Here is an 18,205-nt window from a genome sequence, read left to right as displayed (position 1 = left end):
AGCTCACATCTGGCTAAAAAACACGCCGCCAAGGACATCATGGATAGAGTAACGAAATCGCTTCTAAATGAGTTTAGTGTCGAACACGGGCTGGAAAAGCTAGACGAAGATAGCCGGTTTGAGCATTTCGCGGCATACCTCACTATTGGGCGGCATCTCGGCGACGGTGACGAAATAGGAGACTTGGTAATCGGTTCAGGCGGGGACACCGGCATCGACGCGCTCGCGATAGTGGTGAACGGGGTCTTCATTGAAGACGCAGCCCAAATTGAGGAACTGGTCACCAGTAATGGCCATATCGAAGCGTCGTTTCTTTTCGTCCAAGCAGAAAGATCATCATCGTTCGACATGGCCAAAATCGGACAGTTCTCTTTCGGCGTCAGCGACTTTTTCAAAGAAAAACCGGCACTTCAGCGTAATAAGCCGTTGAACCGAGCGGCACAGCTGATGACCGCAGTCTACAACCATAGCAGTCGCTTTAAGCGAGGGCGGCCAACGTGCAAGATGTTTTACGTCACGACGGGAACTTGGGTTGGGGACGCAAATCTTGTTGCGCGGAAAGATGCTGCCGTCCAAGAGCTACTCGACACTAAACTCTTTGCTGCCGTCGACTTCATCCCAATGGGCGCGGATGACATCCAAGACATCTACCGCGAATCCAAAAACTCAATCTCCAGGGAATTTGAATTTGCATTGCGGACGGTTGTTCCAACCGTGACAGCGGTTTCGGAGGCATATATTGGATTATTACCGGCAACGGAATTTCTCCCCCTAATCTCTGATTCACGCGGGGACATCCTCAAAGGCATCTTCTACGACAATGTGCGTGACTGGCAGGACTTCAACGCCGTCAATTCAGAGATGCGCGACACTCTTGCTGATCCAACGTCACGCTCTCGATTCGCGCTGATGAATAACGGCGTTACCATCATTGCGAAAACACTTCGGGCAACGGCCAACCGGTTTTACATCGAAGACTATCAAATCGTGAATGGCTGCCAGACGAGCCATGTGCTGTTTGACCGACGGGAAGTGCTTGACTCTACTGTCATGGTGCCTCTTCGACTTATAGCCACCAAGGATGACGATGTTATCGCTTCGATAATTGTCGCCACCAATAGGCAGACCGAGGTTCGTGAAGAGCAACTTCTGGCGTTATCCAGCTTCCAGAAAAAACTGGAAGCCTTTTTTTCTTCGTTTGACGAGTCTCAACGGCTCTACTATGAACGACGCTCGCGCCAGTATCACAGTGTCACCGGTGTTGAGAAAACGCGGATCGTGACACCGGGCAGTTTGATACGTGCATTTGCTTCTATGTTTCTGGAAGAACCCCACAGAGCGACGAAGAGCTATCGCAGAATTCTGGATAGGGTCGGCAAAGACCTATTTGGCGCGAACGATAAACTTGACCCCTACTATGTCGCAGCACTTGCGATGTACCGTCTGGAATACCTCTTTAGAAATCAGTTTCTAGACAAAGATTTCCGCGCCGCCCGATACGAAATTTTGTTGGCACTCCGGTGGCAATTGATGCCCGCGCCCCTCCCACGAATGAACTCTAACGATATGGAACGGAAGTGCCGCAGCATGATCGACGCGTTGTGGGATAACACGGAATCAGAGGAGCTGTTCCGCAAAGCAGCCGCTCTTGTAAGCCGGGCGGCTGGCGGCTCGTTGGATGCCACGGTCTTGAGGACTGAAGGGTTCACTGAGCGCGTCTTGAAACGATGCAAGATGCAAGCGCAAAGAAACGCCACGAAAAAGGCCACGCCCCGACCTTCCTCGACTGTACCTAAAAGAAAAAAATGACGATCCGACTGCGTCCTCTTGCGTCACTTGCGCGAGCGGGGCCAATTAGCCGGCAGTGAGCATTGGCGCTGGTCTTAGGGTGGCGCACACTTGAGTCGGGAGTGCGCTATTTAGCGCGCGGGCGCGGCGGGGGGAGAACTGCGCGCCAGACCTCTCAGCTTGAGATATGCTGTGTATACATACAGTTCTTTTCGCTTTCTATGGATGTCTTCGACCGCCCGCCTGCCCTGGATGCGGCTCGCATACGCGAGTTGTACGCCCGCGACCCCACCGCCGAGGCCTGAGAGCCCTAGCCTGGGAAATTTGACGCCTTCGGCGGGTCATCGTGGCCGGGCGCGCGAAGTCGCAGTATGGCCGGAGAGCAGACCGCGCAGCAAGGAAGGCATCCCACTGAAGATTCCGCTTAGCGCAGGCCCCCAAAGCACAAGGGCCTAGCTCGTTGATTAAGCTAGGCCCTTGATATTTTTTGGTCGGGGCGGTGGGATTCGAACTCACGACCCTCTGCTCCCAAAGCAGATGCGCTACCAGGCTGCGCTACGCCCCGAAGGGTGGCAACTATACCAGAATCCCGGCTTCTCCGGCGAGAGCCCCCGATACCGGGGCCTCATCGCGTCCCCCGTCAGCTGCCCGTAATTGACACCTTTATCGTTGAAGCACAAATTATTTTGCAGTGTCGACGTGTCTACCGGCAAGCTCGCCGGGGCAGAGCATTCAAAGGGCAACACCTGGCAAGCGCCCGGGCCACGCCCGGGCGCCGGTGTGCGCTCCTGATCCGCAAGATGCAAAACGGCGCACCCCGAAGGCGCGCCGTTTTGTGTCAAGCACGATGCCGACGCACGGATCAGCCGAAGCGGCCCGTGATGTAGTCCTCGGTTTCCTTGCGCGAGGGCTTCACGAAGATCTGGTCGGTCTGGCCGAATTCCATCAGCTCGCCCAGGTACATATAGGCGGTGTAGTCCGAGCAACGCGCCGCCTGCTGCATGTTGTGCGTCACGATCACGACGGTGTAGTCGTTCTTGAGTTCGGCGATCAGCTCTTCGATCTTGGCGGTGGAAATCGGGTCCAGCGCCGAGCAGGGTTCGTCCAGCAGCAGCACTTCCGGCTTGATGGCCACGCCGCGCGCGATGCACAGGCGTTGTTGCTGGCCGCCGGACAGGCTGTTGCCGCTTTGATGCAGCTTGTCTTTCACTTCGTTCCAGAGCGCGGCCTTGCTCAAGGCCCATTCCACGCGCTCGTCCATTTCACCCTTGGACAGGCGCTCGAACAGGCGCACGCCGAACGCGATGTTGTCGTAGATGCTCATGGGAAACGGCGTGGGCTTCTGGAACACCATGCCGACCTTGGCGCGGATCAGCGAAATATCGGTCTTGGCCGTCAGCAGGTTCTCGCCGTCCAGGATGATTTCACCTTCGGCGCGCTGGCCGGGATACAGCTCGAACATGCGGTTGAACGTGCGCAGCAGCGTCGACTTGCCGCAGCCCGACGGGCCGATGAAGGCGGTGACCTTCTTCTCCTGGATCGACATGTTCACATTGCGGATCGCATGGAACTTGCCGTAGTAGAAGTTCAGGTTCTTGACCTCGATCTTGTTCTTGACGGCGGTAGCGGTGTTTTCCATTTCTTTTCCCTTGGCTCCGGCGCGCCATGCGCGCCGGCAAAGCGATCTTTACTTGCGGAACATGTTGCGGGCAAGGATGTTGATGCCCAGCACCAGCAGCGTGATCAGCGTGGCGCCGGCCCAGGCCAGGTCGTTCCAATCCTTGAACGGGCTGGCGGCGTATTGGTAGATGACGACGGGCAGGTTGGCCATCGGCGCGTTCATGTTGAACGACATGAACTGATTGGATAGCGCCGTGAACAGCAGCGGCGCGGTCTCGCCCGAGATCCGGGCAATCGCCAGCAGCACGCCGGTGATGATGCCGGTCTTGGCGGCGCGATAGCACACCAGCGTGATCATGCGCCACTTGGGGCAGCCCAGCGCCGCCGCGGCTTCGCGCAGGCTGTTGGGCACCAGCAGCAGCATGTTGTCGGTCGTGCGCACCACCACCGGAATGACCAGGATGGACAGCGCCAGCGCGCCGGCCCAGCCCGAGTAATGCCCCACCTGCGCCACGTACACGGCGTAGATGAACAAGCCGATGATGATGGACGGCGCGGACAGCAGCACGTCGTTCAGAAAGCGCGTGGCGGGCGCCAGCCAGCCGCGCTGGCCGTATTCGGCCAGATACGTGCCGGCCAGGATGCCGACCGGCGTGCCGATCAGCGTGCCCACGCCCGCCATCACCACGCTGCCGAAGATCGCGTTGATCAGGCCGCCCGTTTGCCCGGGCGGCGGCGTGATCTCGGTGAACAGCGTGTAGGACAGCGCGGGCGCGCCCTTGGTCAGCAGCGTCAGGATGATCCAGAACAGCCAGAACAGGCCGAACACCAGCGTGCCCAGCGACACCGTCAGCATGATGCGGTTGAGGATGCGGCGGCGCCGGTAGACGCCATTCTGCATATTGAGTACGGATACAGCCATGATCTTTTCCTTGTGCTCGCGGCGCGTCAGGTCTTCTTGCCTTCGCCGGCGGAAAGGCGAACCAGCAACACCTTGGCCAGGGCCAGCACGACGGTCGTGATCAGGAACAGGATCAGGCCCAATTCCAGCAACGCCGACTTCTGGATGCCGCCTGCCTCATTGAATTCGTTGGCCAGCGCGGAGGCGATCGAGTTGCCCGGCGAGAACAGCGACCCCGACCACTTGAACGCATTGCCGATCACGAAGGTCACGGCCATCGTCTCGCCCAGCGCCCGGCCCAGGCCCAGCATGATGCCGCCGATGACGCCGGACTTGGTGAAAGGCAGCACGACTCGCCACATCACTTCCCAGGTCGTGCTGCCCAGGCCGTAGGCCGATTCCTTGAGCATTGCGGGAACCAGCTCGAACACGTCGCGCATGACGGCGGCGATGAACGGGATGATCATGATCGACAGGATCAGGCCCGCCGTGAAGATGCCGATGCCGAAAGGCGGCCCGGCAAAGAGGCCGCCAATGACGGGCACGTTGCCCAGCGTGGCGATCAAGAAGGGTTGCACGTACTGCTGGAACACCGGCACGAAGACGAACAGGCCCCACATGCCGTAGATGATGGACGGAATGGCCGCCAGCATTTCCACGGCGGTGCCCAGCGGGCGGCGCAGCCAGGTGGGTGACAGTTCTGTCAGGAAGATTGCGATGCCGAACGAGACCGGCACGGCGATGATCAGGGCGATGGCCGACGTCAGCAAGGTGCCGATGATGGGGACCACCGCGCCGTAGTTCTGGTTGACCGGATCCCAATCGTTGAGCCACAGGAACGACAAGCCATATTTGGCCAGCGATTCGCGGCTGCCGTAGATCAGGGATACGAGAATTGCCGCCAGCAGGATGAACACCAAGAAGGCGAACAGGCGGGTCAGATTCTTGAACAGCGCATCCATCAGCGCGTTTTTATTTTGCTTCATAGGCGAAGGCGTGCCGGTAGTCACGGAGTCCGCCACGCTGGGCGGAAGCGGCACACTATTATCCATTACCGCGCTCATGGATGGACTTTCCTTAGATGACCTGATTGGAAACGGGAGCTGCTGGGGCGAGCCGCCCCGGCTCTCTTGCCAGGCAAGAATTCCGGGGCGGTCGCTGAGGGCCGGGCGCTGGGGCCAGTGGCGTCATCCGAAGAATCACTACCGCCACTTGCCTGCGCCACCCCCGATTTACTTCCAGACGGGGGTGCCGTCGGCGGACTTCACTTCGCCCCAGGCGGCGCGAATTTCCTTGGTGACGGCTTCCGGCAGCGGCACGTAGTCCATGGCTTCAGCCGACTTGGCGCCGTTCTTGAACGCCCAGTCGAAGAATTCCAGCACGGCCTTGCCTTGCGCCGGCTTGGCTTGCGACTTGTGCACCAGGATGAAGGTGGCGGCGGTGACGGGCCACGAATCGGCGCCCGGCTCGTCGGTCAGGACCACGCCCATGCCCGGCGCGCTCTTCCAGTCGGCGTTGGCGGCCGCGGCGGCAAATGCCTTCTGTTCCGGCTGGACGAACTTGCCGTCCTTGTTCTTCAACTGCGTCCAGGCCAGCTTGTTCTGCTTGGCGTAGGCGTATTCAACGTAGCCGATCGAGTTCTTCAGCTGGCCGACGTAGGCGGCGACGCCTTCGTTGCCCTTGCCACCCTGGCCGGTGGGCCACTTGACGGCCTTGCCTTCACCGACTTGCGACTTCCAGTCGGCCGACACCTTGGACAGGTAGTTGGTCCAGCCGAAGGTCGTGCCCGAGCCATCCGAACGGTGCACGACGATGATGTCGGCCGACGGCAGCTTCACGTCCGGGTTCAGTGCCTTGATGGCGCTGTCGTCCCACTTCTTGATCTTGCCCAGGAAGATGTCGGCCAGCACGGCGCCCGACAGCTTCAGCTTGCCCGGTTCCACGCCGTCGATGTTCACGACGGCGACGGTGCCGCCGATCACGGCCGGGAATTGCAGCAGGCCGTTCTTTTCCAGGTCAGCTGCCTTCATGGGATCGTCCGACGCGCCGAAATCGACGGTCTTGGCGATGATCTGCTGTTGGCCGCCGCCCGAACCGATCGACTGGTAGTTGATCGCGTTGTTGGTGGCTGCCTTGTAGTCCGACGCCCACTTGGCGTAGATCGGGTACGGGAACGATGCGCCGGCGCCGGTCACATCGGCGGCCTGGACGGCGAAGACGGCGGCGCTCAGCGCAACGCCCACGGAAACTTGTTTGAAGACACGTTTGAACATCAGGGTTCCTTCTGTGCTCGTTAAAGGAGTCTAGTCAGGCTTTTTCTAGTGCCTGTCTTTCAGCGACCCTCGCATCTTAGGGGGCCAACGTGACAAGATAGTGACAGTCACATACGCTTCATCCAGCCCCCCCTGTGACAACCCAAAAACATTGCGGCCGCCCGTATTCACGAGGCGGCCGCAATGTTTCGGGGACAAACCCCATTTGCTTTCCGGGTGATTACACGCCCAATTTCTGCATCAGGTATTGGTGCAGGTTGAAGGGTTCGCGACGGCTTTTGACACGGGCGTAATCCCCGTCCGCCTGTTGCTGCCATGCCAGTTGGTTATCGCGCAGCGCATAGGTAAACGCTTCATCGATGACGCGCTTTTTCAGCGTCTTGTCGTAGATCGGGAAGGCGATTTCAACGCGGCGGAAGAAGTTGCGATCCATCCAGTCGGCCGACGACAGGTACACCGTTTCCTCGCCCTCGGCATAAAAATAGAAGACGCGGGAGTGTTCCAGGAAGCGACCGACGATGGACCGCACGCGGATATTCTCGGACAGCCCCTGCACGCCGGCGCGCAGCGCGCACACGCCGCGCACGATCAGGTCGATCTTCACGCCGGCCTGGCTGGCCTTGTAGAGTTCTTCGATGATCTGCTCTTCCAGCAGCGAATTCATCTTTGCCATGATGCGGGCGCGTTTGCCGGCCTTGGCGGCTCGCGCCTCGGCGCGGATCAGCGCCACCATGCCGTCGTGCATGGTGAACGGTGACTGCATCAGCGCCTTGAGCGAGCGTCGCGCGCCCAGGCCCGTCAACTGCGCGAACACCTTGTCCATGTCTTCGCAAAGGCGGGGATCGGCGGTCAACAGGCCAAAGTCCGTGTACAGACGCGCGGTGCGCGGGTGGTAATTGCCGGTGCCCAGATGCGCATAGCGGCGCAAGCGGCCCTTTTCGCGGCGCAGCACCACCGCCATCTTGGCGTGCGTCTTGTGCGCGACCACGCCATACACCACGTGCGCGCCCACCTCTTCCAGCTTGGACGCCCAGTTGATGTTGGTCTGCTCGTCAAAGCGCGCCATCAACTCCACCACCACCGTCACTTCCTTGCCGGCGCGCGCGGCGGCCAGCAGGATCTTCATCAGCTCGGAATCTTCGCCCGTGCGGTAGATGGTCTGCTTGATGGCCATCACATCGGGGTCCAGCGCCGCCGCCGTCAGAAAATCGATGACGGGCTGGAACGATTGATACGGGTGATGCAGCAGGCGATCCTGCTCGGCCACGGCCTCGAACAGATCCTGCGGCTTGTCGCCCACCCGGTCGAACGGGGCCGGCACGGGCGCACGGTATTCGGGAAACAGCAGATCCGGGCGCAGGTCGGAATTGCACAGTTGCATGAGGCGCGACAGGTTCACCGGGCCTGGGACGCGGTAGGTATCTTCGGCCTTGAGCGAAAACTCGCGCTGCAAAAAGGTTTCGAGTTCGACCGGCGTCAGCTTGTCGATTTCCAGCCGCACCGCCGCGCCGAAATTGCGCTGCGACAACTCGCCTTGCAACGCGTGGCGCAGGTTGGTGACTTCTTCCTCGTCCACGAACAGATCGCTGTTACGCGTCACGCGCCACTGATAGCAGCCCAGCATTTCCAGGCCGGGAAACAGTTCGCCGACGAAGGCGCGCAGCAGCGAGGTCAGCAGGATGAAGCCTTCGGGATGGCCGGAAAGCTCGGGCGGCATCTTGATCAGTCGCGGCAGCGCGCGCGGCGCCTGCACGACGGCGATCGACGCCTGCCGCCCGAAAGCATCGGCGCCCGCCAGCGACACGATGAAGTTCAGGCTCTTGTTGTAGACGCGGGGAAACGGATGGGCGGGGTCCAGTCCGATCGGCGTCAGCAAGGGCATCACGTCGCGATTGAAGACGTCTCGCGCCCATTGCTGCTGCTCGGCGTTCCATTCGGACGCGTGATGCAGGGTGATGCCCTCGGCCTGCATCGCCGGCAGGATGTCGTCGTTGAGCAGGTTGTACTGGCGCGCGACCAAGGCGTGCACGGCGTGCTGGACATTTTCGAACGCCTGGTCGGGCGTCATGCCATCGGGGCCCACCAGATTGGGCGACTGGCGCTGCTGCTCTTTCAGGCTGGAAATCCGGATTTCAAAGAACTCGTCCAGATTGGAACTGACGATGCACACATAGCGCAGCCGTTCCAGCAGCGGTGTCGTGGGGTTTTCCGCCATCGCCAGCACGCGTTCGTTGAATTTGAGCAGCGACAACTCTCGATTCATGAGCAAGGGCTCGCCGGGCGGGCGTGTGGGCATACCGGATTCCATACGTTGGGGACAGAGCGTGGAGTTTTACTGCAAAAGAGTGACGGTTCTATGACACAACGCCAAAACCGTAGCGTACGTCAAAATCGGGACATATAGCGCATCGTCTTTATTCGGCCAAGCCCATGATCCATAAGCGAAAACCCGTATCTCAAGGCACTGTCACATGGGGTCTCTATAATCAGGCCACCTCAAAGCCTATATTACGAGCCGCATGGATCAACTTCTGGCCGCGGTGGACCTCGGGTCCAACAGCTTTCGCCTCTCCATCGGACGCATCGTTCAACAGGACGGTACGCCCCAGATCTATCAGATCGACCGTCTCAAGGAAACCGTGCGGCTTGCCGCCGGCCTGGACGCCGACAAACGCCTTGGCGACGACGCCATCGAGCGCGCCATAGCCGTCCTGGAACGCTTTGGCGACCGCCTGCGCAGCTTCCACCCCAACCGGGTGCGCGCGGTGGCCACCAACACGTTCCGCGTCGCTCGCAACACGCGCGACTTCCTGCCGCGCGCCGAAGCGGCGCTGGGTTTTCCCATCGAAGTCATCGCCGGCCGCGAAGAAGCGCGCCTGATCTTTTCGGGCGTGGTGCACACCCTGCCCCCCTCGCCCAACAAGCGCCTGGTCATCGACATCGGCGGCGGCTCTACCGAAGTGATCATCGGCAAGGGCCACGAACCCGGCCTGATGTCCTCGCTTTACATGGGTTGCGTCAGCTACAGCCGCCAGTTCTTCTCGGACGGCGTGGTCGATGCCCACCAGATGAAGCAGGCCGAACTAGCCGCGCGGCGCGAAATCGAAGTGATCGCCAAGCAGTACCGCAAGATGGGCTGGAAAGAAGCCTATGGTTCGTCCGGCACGGCCAAGGCCCTGTTCGCCATCCTGACCGAAAGCCGCTTTTCGGATCGCGGCATCACGCGCGCGGGGCTGGCCAAGCTGAAAGACCGCATCGTGCGTTCGGGCCGCGTGATCCCATCCGAGTTGCCCGGCATCAAGATCGAACGTTCCGATGTGCTGCCAGGCGGGTTGGCGATCATGTCCGCGCTCTTCGACGAGCTGGGCATCGACGTCATGCACACGGGCGACGGCGCGCTGCGCCTGGGCGTGCTGTATGACCTGCTGGGCCGCGATGACGAGCACGACAAGCGCGACGAATCGGTGCGTCAGTTCATGAAGCGCTACCACGTGGACGTGAACCAGGCGCGCCGCGTGCGCCATGCCGCGCTTACGTTGTTCGACGCCATGTTCCCGGAAGGCCAGGAACGCGCCGAGCTCCGGCCCGCGCTGGCCTGGGCGGCAGACTTGCACGAAGTGGGCCTGTCGATCGCGCACAACGCGTATCACAAGCACACCGCCTACGTGCTGGAAAACGCCGACATGCCGGGCTTCTCGCGCGCCGACCAGCAATTGCTGGCGCTGCTGGCGCTGGGCCATCAGGGCAAGTTGACCAAGCTGGAACCGTTGATCCGCACGCGGGCGCAATGGAAAGCCATCCTGAGCCTGCGTCTGGCGGTGCTGCTGTTCCGCCGCCGTGGCGAGATCGAACCCCTGCCGTTGACGGCATCGGTGCGCGAAAACTCAATCGTCGTGCGCGTCAATCGGCAATGGCTGGCCGAACACCCCTTGAGCGACTTCACGCTGCGCGCGGAAGAAGCCGAATGGAGCAAGGTGGGGTTCTCGTTCGAAGTGCTGGAATTCTGACGAACGCGCCGCGCACCCTGCCGGGGTGCGGCGCACAAAGAAATGGGCGATGCCGCAACCGCGTCATCGCCCATTTTTTTAGAACAGAGACAGGTTCGTCTGCCGCCTCAGTTGCTTGAGTTCAAGTCGCAGCGGTCGCGTAGCCCGCCGTATCAACCTAGTTTTCATACGGCGGAGCAGGCGGCGCATGGCGATCAGCGCTGGCCGTTCAGGGCCGTGGGTTGGTCCAGGCCGAAGTGGCGGCGATAGCGCTCGTCCATCCGTTCCATCTTCAGCAACACGGGGAAGTCGGCGGCGTTGAAGTCAGGATCCCAGGCGGGTTCGCCGCACACCTTGGCGCCCAGCTTCAGATAACCCTTGATCAGCGGCGGCACGCGCGCGGGCAAGGTGCTGTTCAACTTTTCCACGGGATAGCGGTGCAGGGGCGTTACCTGGGGCTCGCTGGCTTGCGGCAGGTGCGGCGCGATGGTGCGCCAGACCTCGGCCGCGGTGACGCCGTCATCGCGCAGGCTGACGCTGGCGCAACCCAGCACGTATTCATAGCCGCCGCGCCGCAGGTATTCCGTCAGGCCCGACCACAACAACATGATCACCGCGCCATTGCGGTAGTCGGAATGGGTGCACGAGCGCCCCACTTCAACCAGCTGGTCACGAATCGGGCCCAAGCCGGAGAGATCGAATTCGGACTGGGCGTAATAGCCGCCGGCCTCGCGCGCTTTCTCGGGCGTCAGGATTCGATACGTGCCGACGACACGGCCGGTATCCATTTCGCGGACCATCAGGTGCTCGCAGTAAGGATCGAAGCGGTCGTGTTCGATGCCGTCATGCGCGTCGGGAAACACCGCGCCCATGTCCTCGGTGAAGACGTCGTAACGCAGACGTTGGATCTGCTCGATTTCTTCCGCCGTGCGCGCCAGGCCCACCGCCAGCACCTTGGGGGCGTTTCCCTTGAAGGGTCCGGCGGGATTGCGGCTTGGGGTGGTGCGTGCTAATTCCAGCATTGCGCGTTGCTCCTAGAGAGTCCAGTCAGTTTGGACGCCCTGTATGTCAAAGACTTGACCAATATGTTACGTGACCATGAAGTGTAGTTCGGAGGAGATAGGTCAATTTCGGGCAGATCTCGACAAAACTTTACAATTCAATACTGTGAATGAATGCACAAAAGCCACTCACCGATACCGGTGAGTGGCTTTTTTTCCATAAGGGCTGGACCCGGCTCAGGCCAAGCTGGCGGCGAGCTTCTCGGCAGAGGAAACGGCAAGGGATTCATCTTCCGCTTCGACCATCAGGCGAAGCTTCGGCTCAGTGCCGGAGGCACGAATGAGGATGCGGCCACGCCCGTTCAATTCGGCTTCGACCGCCGCGCGGGCAGCAGTCAGCCCAGCGTGGGTTTTCCAGTCCTGACCCGGCGTAAGCGGCACGTTGATCATCTTCTGCGGGTACATGCGCAGATCGCGCACCCACTCGGCCATCGTCGTATTGGCGCGACGCAACGCCGTCAGCACTTGCAGGGCAGCGATGATGCCATCGCCCGTGGAATGGCAATCCAGGCACAGCAGATGGCCGGAGCTTTCGCCGCCATACTGCCAGCCGCGCGCCTGCATCTGCTCCAGTACGTAGCGGTCGCCGACGTTGGCGCGTTCGAAGCCGACACCGAGACGGTTCATTTCCCGCTCGAAGCCGAAGTTGGTCATCAAGGTGCCCACCACGCCGTCGACCTTGCCGCGCTGCATGCGTTCGCGGACGATGGCGTAAAGCAGTTCGTCACCGTTGTAGATGCGGCCGTCGCCATCGACGACTTGCAGGCGGTCGGCGTCGCCGTCCAGCGCGATGCCCAGGTCCGCGCCACGCGCCTGCACTTCCTTGGCCAGCGACTCGGGGTGCAGCGCGCCCACGCCCTTGTTGATGTTGAAGCCGTCCGGGTGCACGCCGATTGCATGCACTTCGGCGCCCAGCTCGCGGAACACGTGCGGGGCGATGTTGTACGCGGCGCCATGGGCGGCGTCCACCACGATCTTCATCCCGTTCAGGTCCAGATCGTTGGGGAACGTGCTCTTGCAGAATTCAATGTAGCGACCTTGCGAATCCGACATGCGGCGCGCGCGGCCCAGGCCTTCGGAACTGACGCAGCCCAGGGGCTCGTCCAGCGCCGCTTCGATCGCGGCTTCGATTTCGTCCGGCAGCTTCATGCCCTGTGCCGAGAAAAATTTGATGCCGTTGTCCTGATACGGGTTGTGCGAGGCGCTGATGACGATGCCAGCCACCAGGCGCAGCGCGCGCGTCAGGTATGCCACGGCCGGGGTCGGGATCGGCCCGGCGAGCAGCACGTCGATGCCCGCGGCCGACAAACCGGCTTCCAGGGCGGATTCCAGCATGTAGCCGGAAATGCGCGTGTCCTTGCCGATGACGACCTGGGGGCGGCTGCCGCCACGCACGGCGTGTTCGCGCGCGAGCACGCGGCCGGCCGCATAACCCAGGCGCAGCGCGAATTCGGCGTTGATCACCGGACCGCCGACTTCACCACGCACCCCGTCGGTGCCGAAATACTTACGTTGACTCATGAACTGATTGCTCCTTGTTCAGCCGCATGCCATACCTTGAGGGCGTCGACGGTGGCGGCAACATCGTGTACTCGCACGATGGAGGCGCCCCGCGACACGCAGGCAAGCGCTGCGGCGATGCTGCCGGACAGCCGATCGCCGACCGGTCGGCCCGTGGCCTGCCCGATCATATTTTTGCGCGACAGGCCGATCAGCAATGGATAACCGATACTACGCAGGCTAGACAACCGGCGTAGCAATTGGAAATTTTGATCTGCCGTCTTGCCAAACCCGAACCCCGGGTCCAGCACGATACGGCGCGGGTCCACCCAGGCGGCTCGCAGCTTCTGTGCGCGCGAACCCAGGAAGAGCCCGATTTCACCGATCAGGTCCGTGTACTCGGGAGGCGCCGCCTGCATGGTGCGCGGCTCGCCCTTCATGTGCATGACACAAAGCCCGCAGCGCGATTGCGCCACCGCCTCGATGGCGCCGGGCTGCCGGAAGCCGTAGATGTCGTTGATCATGTCGGCGCCCGCGTCCAGCGTGGCGCGCATGACTTCCGGCTTGAAGGTGTCGATCGACAAGGGCACACCGCAATCGCGCAACGCCTCGATCACCGGCAGGAGCCGGGACAATTCGTCAGCAACCGAGACTGGGTCGGCGCCGGGACGCGTCGATTCGCCGCCCAGATCCAGGATCTGCGCGCCTTCTTCGATGAGTTGGCGCGCATGCGCCACCGCGGAATCCGTATCGTCGTGCTGGCCGCCGTCGGAAAAGGAATCCGGCGTGACATTGACGATACCCATGACAAGCGGGCGCTCGAGATCAAACTCGAAGCGCCCGCAAAGGAAGTTATTTGCCATAACTCAGGACAAAAAACCTCAGACTGCTGCAGCCGTGCTGCCGCCTGCTGCCAGACCGGTGCTGGGAGGCGTGTCGGTGGAATCGGACGGGCCTTGCGGCGTCTTCGGGGGACGCGGAGGACGGCCCTCGATGATGTCGTTGATCTGGTCGGCGTCGATGGTTTCCCATTCGAGCAGCGCCGAGGTCATCACTTCGACCTTGTCGCGGTTGTCTTCCAGGATCTTGCGCGCGACGCTGTACTGCTCGTCGATGATGCGCCGGATCTCGGTGTCCACCTTCTGCATGGTGGCTTCCGACATGTGGGTCGTCTTGGTGACGCTGCGACCCAGGAACACTTCGCCTTCGTTCTCGGCATAGACCATCGGGCCCAGCTCGTCAGTCATGCCGTAGCGGGTGACGATGTCGCGGGCGATGGCGGTAGCACGTTCGAAGTCGTTCGAGGCGCCCGTCGTCATCTGGTCCATGAACAGTTCTTCGGCGATACGGCCGCCGAACAGCACGGCGATGGTGGACAGCAAGCGGCCCTTGTCCATGCTGTAGCGGTCGGTTTCGGGCAACTGCATCGTCACGCCCAGCGCACGGCCGCGCGGGATGATGGTGACCTTGTGGACCGGGTCGGTCTTGGGCAGCATGCGTGCAACGATTGCGTGGCCGGATTCGTGGTACGCGGTGTTCTTGCGTTCCTCTTCAGGCATCACGATCGAGCGGCGCTCGGCGCCCATGATGATCTTGTCCTTGGCCTTTTCGAAGTCGGACATATCCACCGTGCGGCCGTTACGGCGCGCGGCGAACAGAGCAGCTTCGTTGACCAGGTTGGCCAGGTCCGCGCCCGAGAAGCCGGGGCAGCCACGAGCCAGGATGGTCGCGTCGACGTTGGGAGACAGCGGAACCTTGCGCATGTGGACTTTCAGGATCTGCTCGCGGCCACGGATATCGGGCAGCGGCACGACGACCTGACGGTCGAAACGGCCGGGACGCAGCAGCGCCGGATCCAGCACGTCGGGACGGTTGGTGGCGGCGATAACGATGACGCCCTGGCCGGATTCGAAGCCGTCCATCTCAACCAGCATCTGGTTCAGGGTTTGTTCGCGTTCGTCGTTGCCACCACCCAGACCGGCGCCGCGCTGGCGACCGACTGCATCGATTTCGTCGATGAAGATGATGCAAGGCGCATGTTTCTTGGCGTTCTCGAACATGTCGCGGACACGGGCAGCGCCCACGCCGACGAACATTTCAACGAAGTCCGAACCCGAGATGCTGAAGAACGGCACCTTGGCTTCGCCCGCGATGGCCTTGGCCAGCAGCGTCTTACCGGTACCGGGCGAGCCCACCATCAGCACGCCACGCGGTATGCGGCCACCCAGCTTCTGGAACTTGCTGGGGTCGCGCAGGAAGTCGACCAGTTCCTGGACGTCTTCCTTGGCTTCATCGCAGCCTGCAACGTCGGCAAAGGTGATCTGGTTGGTGTTTTCGTCGAGCATGCGGGCGCGAGACTTGCCGAAGCTGAACGCCCCGCCTTTGCCTCCGCCCTGCATCTGTCGCATGAAGAACACCCACACGCCGATCAACAGCAGCATGGGGAACCAGGACACGAAGATGCTCATCAGCAGCGATTGTTCTTCGCGCGGCTTGCCCGAAACCTGAACGCCGTACTTCAGCAGATCGGAGACCATCCAGAGGTCGCCAGGAGAAGTCAGCGTGTAGGCGCGGCCCGCGTCGGGGGTGACGTACAGCACGTCGCCCTGAACGTCGACCTTGCGGATACGTCCCGCCTTGGCGTCGTCCATAAACTGCGTGTAGGTCACGCCGTCCTGGGTCTGAGCGCGTCCGTCGAACTGTTTGAAGACAGTGAATAGCACCAGGGCTATCACCATCCAGACAGCGACTTTCGAAAATGAATTATTCAAGGTCGATCTCCTGCTTTCGATTCCGACCAGCGACCGCGCACCCGCATATGGCACAGTCACAAGTATGTCAATAGCCCATTCTACCCTGTTGGACCTGATTGCGTCCTGGGATCCCTGGGGCCCGTTTAGTTACGTCTGATTTGTCGTTATGGTGGTCGTTGTCTCGGCAAGCAGGTAAGTTCTTCGGGGTTCCGGGGCAGCGCGCCCTGGCCCGGGTTACTTCAGATCGCGGGCAACCAGAAAGGTTTCAGAGGATTTATCCCGTGACGCCTTCGGCTTGCGCTCGACCACTCGCTTGAAGTGCTGTTTGAAGGTCTGCACGATTTGCGAGAATCCGCTGCCGTGGAAGGCCTTGACGATCAGCGCCCCATTGGGCTTGAGGTGAGCGCGGGAAAACTCCATCGCCAGCTCGCACACGTGTTGAATGCGCGCGGAGTCGGCACTACCCACGCCTGACAAGTTGGGGGCCATGTCCGAGATTACAAGGTCCACGGCGCGAGATCCGACCATGTCTTCCAATTGTTTCAGAACGTCATCGTCGCGAAAGTCGCCCTGGATGAATTCCACCCCCGCCACCGGCTCCATGGGAAGCAGATCCAGCGCAATAATACGTCCATCCACGACGCCGCCCGGGCCCGCCAGACGCTCGCGCGCCACTTGGGACCAACTGCCGGGCGCCGACCCCAGATCGATGACCAGGTCGCCCCGGCGCATCAGCTTTTCGGTGTCCAGGATCTCGATCAGCTTGAAGGCGGCGCGGGCGCGATAGCCCTTCTGTTGCGCCAGCTTCACATAGGGATCATTGATGTGCTGGTGAATCCAGTCTTTAGAGAATTTATTCTTGGCCATTACCGTACAATTCCACGCATGCCTATATTAGAACTTACCTCTCGTGAGCGCAGCGACCTTCGCTCCGCCGCTCACCCTCTGCGCCCCGTCGTCCTGATTGGCGACAATGGCCTGACCGAAGCCGTGCTCAAGGAAATCGACCTGGCACTGGCTTCGCATGGCCTCATCAAGGTACGCGCCGGCGGCGATGACCGCGAGGCCCGCGATACCATGTTGTCGACGATTTGCGACACTCTGTCTTGCGCCCCTGTGCATCACCTGGGCAAGACCCTGATTCTGTTCCGCCCGCTGGCCGGCAACGTCAAGCCCGCCGCGCTGGCCGCAATGGAGCCCGAGGCTCCCGCCAAGCGCCGTGCCTCCGAGCCCTACACGCCGAAGAAGCTGGCCGCCGAAGGCAAGAGCCTGGCCAAGCGTCCGCGTCGCAGCGAATCCGAAGAGCCCAAGCCCGCCAAGGCGCGCTTCGTGCCCCAGGACCAGCTGAACAAGAACGGCAAGCCCATGCGCCCCAGCAACAAGCGGGCTACCGCCAGCGGCCACGGCATTCCGCGCCGCGCCGGCAGCGCATTGAGCCTGCGCGCCGGGGCACGCAGCGGCACCAGCCGCAAGACTGCAAAAAAATAAGGCCGGGCACAAAAACGGGCGCTTCACGCGCCCGGTCCACCATAGCGATCCGCGCAGGTACCGCGGGCAGCCAGCCTAAGCAGGCTTCAAGCTATGGCGTTTTGACAGTTTACCGCCAAGGCGAACGCGTTAAATGTAACGCACGCCCAGAACTTCGTATTCGCGAACGCCAGCCGGGGCCTTGACCTCGACCACATCGCCTTCGCTCTTGCCGATCAGCGCACGGGCCACCGGGCTCGACACGGAAATCAGATTTGCCTTGATATCGGCCTCGACGTCGCCGACGATCTGGTACGTCACGCGGTCGCCCGAATCCAGGTCTTCGATGTCGACGGTTGCGCCAAACACGGCACGGCCTTCGGCATCCAGCGAGGTGGGGTCGATCAGGTGGGCATTGGAAAGCGTGCCTTCAAGTTCGGCAATCCGGCCTTCGATAAAGCCTTGGCGCTCGCGAGCAGCGTCATATTCGGCGTTTTCCGACAGATCGCCCTGCGCTCGCGCTTCGGCGATGGCGTTAATAACGGCAGGACGTTCCACGGTTTTCAGCCGCTGGAGCTCTTCTTGCAAGCGCTCGGCCCCGCGCACGGTCAAAGGAATGGCAGACATGTCGTTTCCCAAACAAAAAGTAGAAAACGCCCCGACGGAGCGTTCTCGGTGAAGGTCGTTACCCTGGCGCGCACCTGCGGTCGGGACAAGATTTGAAGCGAGGCAAGCGGCGCGGACGACCAAAACAAAACCCCGGCTCGGGTCGGAACCGGGGCAATCAAAGTCATATTGTGGGCAAACTCCACCGGAATTGCAAGCGAGCCCGGAAAACGTGCTTTTGCGCGCATTT

14 protein-coding genes and 1 tRNA gene are annotated in these 18,205 nt (G+C 61.4%); 3 read left to right on the top strand and 12 right to left on the bottom strand.

Features of this window, described 5'->3' with window-relative positions:
• Positions 1–39: 39 nt before the first annotated feature.
• The gene (locus API01S_RS17450) at positions 40–1,809 is read left to right on the top strand and encodes an AIPR family protein (RefSeq protein ID WP_061305467.1); all 1,770 of its coding nucleotides are present in this window, start codon (positions 40–42) and stop codon (positions 1,807–1,809) included.
• Between the two features lie 467 nt (positions 1,810–2,276).
• Here the strand turns inward: API01S_RS17450 and API01S_RS17440 are convergent.
• The 6 genes from API01S_RS17440 to ppk1 form a co-directional block, all read right to left on the bottom strand.
• Positions 2,277–2,353 (bottom strand) — tRNA-Pro (locus API01S_RS17440).
• Positions 2,354–2,650: 297 nt separating this feature from the next.
• A complete protein-coding gene (pstB, locus tag API01S_RS17435; RefSeq protein WP_006221056.1) occupies positions 2,651–3,427 on the bottom strand; it encodes a phosphate ABC transporter ATP-binding protein PstB in 777 nt (258 codons plus the stop codon).
• 48 nt (positions 3,428–3,475) lie between these two features.
• Complete coding sequence (pstA, locus tag API01S_RS17430; RefSeq protein WP_006221057.1) at positions 3,476–4,330, bottom strand: phosphate ABC transporter permease PstA; 855 nt, start codon at positions 4,328–4,330, stop codon at positions 3,476–3,478.
• Between the two features lie 26 nt (positions 4,331–4,356).
• Positions 4,357–5,373: a phosphate ABC transporter permease subunit PstC gene (gene pstC / locus API01S_RS17425; protein ID WP_006221058.1), complete on the bottom strand. Its 1,017-nt coding sequence runs from the start codon at positions 5,371–5,373 to the stop codon at positions 4,357–4,359.
• A gap of 168 nt (positions 5,374–5,541) precedes the next feature.
• On the bottom strand, positions 5,542–6,582 hold the full coding sequence (gene pstS, locus API01S_RS17420) for a phosphate ABC transporter substrate-binding protein PstS (protein WP_050730897.1): 1,041 nt from the start codon (positions 6,580–6,582) through the stop codon (positions 5,542–5,544).
• A gap of 220 nt (positions 6,583–6,802) precedes the next feature.
• Positions 6,803–8,878: a polyphosphate kinase 1 gene (gene ppk1 / locus API01S_RS17415; RefSeq protein ID WP_050730896.1), complete on the bottom strand. Its 2,076-nt coding sequence runs from the start codon at positions 8,876–8,878 to the stop codon at positions 6,803–6,805.
• A gap of 223 nt (positions 8,879–9,101) precedes the next feature.
• On the opposite strand from ppk1, the gene ppx reads away from it, so the two are divergent.
• A complete protein-coding gene (gene ppx / locus API01S_RS17410) occupies positions 9,102–10,589 on the top strand; it encodes an exopolyphosphatase (RefSeq protein ID WP_006221061.1) in 1,488 nt (495 codons plus the stop codon).
• Between the two features lie 194 nt (positions 10,590–10,783).
• Here the strand turns inward: ppx and API01S_RS17405 are convergent, their stop codons facing one another.
• The 5 genes from API01S_RS17405 to API01S_RS17385 form a co-directional block, all read right to left on the bottom strand.
• Positions 10,784–11,590: a GNAT family N-acetyltransferase gene (locus tag API01S_RS17405; protein WP_006221062.1), complete on the bottom strand. Its 807-nt coding sequence runs from the start codon at positions 11,588–11,590 to the stop codon at positions 10,784–10,786.
• 216 nt (positions 11,591–11,806) lie between these two features.
• Positions 11,807–13,150 (bottom strand): phosphoglucosamine mutase, encoded by a 1,344-nt coding sequence (glmM, locus tag API01S_RS17400; RefSeq protein WP_006221063.1) that lies wholly within the window; start codon positions 13,148–13,150, stop codon positions 11,807–11,809.
• Positions 13,147–13,992 carry a dihydropteroate synthase gene (gene folP / locus API01S_RS17395; RefSeq protein ID WP_006221064.1) on the bottom strand — a complete coding sequence of 282 codons (846 nt, stop codon included), beginning with the start codon at positions 13,990–13,992 and terminating at the stop codon, positions 13,147–13,149. The genes glmM and folP overlap by 4 nt, the downstream gene beginning before the upstream one ends.
• An 18-nt stretch (positions 13,993–14,010) precedes the next feature.
• The gene (gene ftsH / locus API01S_RS17390; RefSeq protein ID WP_006221065.1) at positions 14,011–15,900 is read right to left on the bottom strand and encodes an ATP-dependent zinc metalloprotease FtsH; all 1,890 of its coding nucleotides are present in this window, start codon (positions 15,898–15,900) and stop codon (positions 14,011–14,013) included.
• Between the two features lie 216 nt (positions 15,901–16,116).
• Positions 16,117–16,749 (bottom strand): RlmE family RNA methyltransferase, encoded by a 633-nt coding sequence (locus API01S_RS17385; protein WP_006221066.1) that lies wholly within the window; start codon positions 16,747–16,749, stop codon positions 16,117–16,119.
• An 18-nt stretch (positions 16,750–16,767) separates the two neighbouring features.
• On the opposite strand from API01S_RS17385, the gene API01S_RS17380 reads away from it, so the two are divergent.
• Positions 16,768–17,370 carry a YhbY family RNA-binding protein gene (locus API01S_RS17380; protein WP_006221067.1) on the top strand — a complete coding sequence of 201 codons (603 nt, stop codon included), beginning with the start codon at positions 16,768–16,770 and terminating at the stop codon, positions 17,368–17,370.
• 129 nt (positions 17,371–17,499) lie between these two features.
• Here the strand turns inward: API01S_RS17380 and greA are convergent, their stop codons facing one another.
• Positions 17,500–17,976 carry a transcription elongation factor GreA gene (greA, locus tag API01S_RS17375; protein WP_006221068.1) on the bottom strand — a complete coding sequence of 159 codons (477 nt, stop codon included), beginning with the start codon at positions 17,974–17,976 and terminating at the stop codon, positions 17,500–17,502.
• Positions 17,977–18,205: the final 229 nt, after the last annotated feature.

Source organism: Achromobacter piechaudii NBRC 102461 (assembly GCF_001571245.1).
Lineage (GTDB): Bacteria > Pseudomonadota > Gammaproteobacteria > Burkholderiales > Burkholderiaceae_B > Achromobacter > Achromobacter piechaudii.
This window is presented reverse-complemented; position numbering and strand designations above follow the sequence as displayed.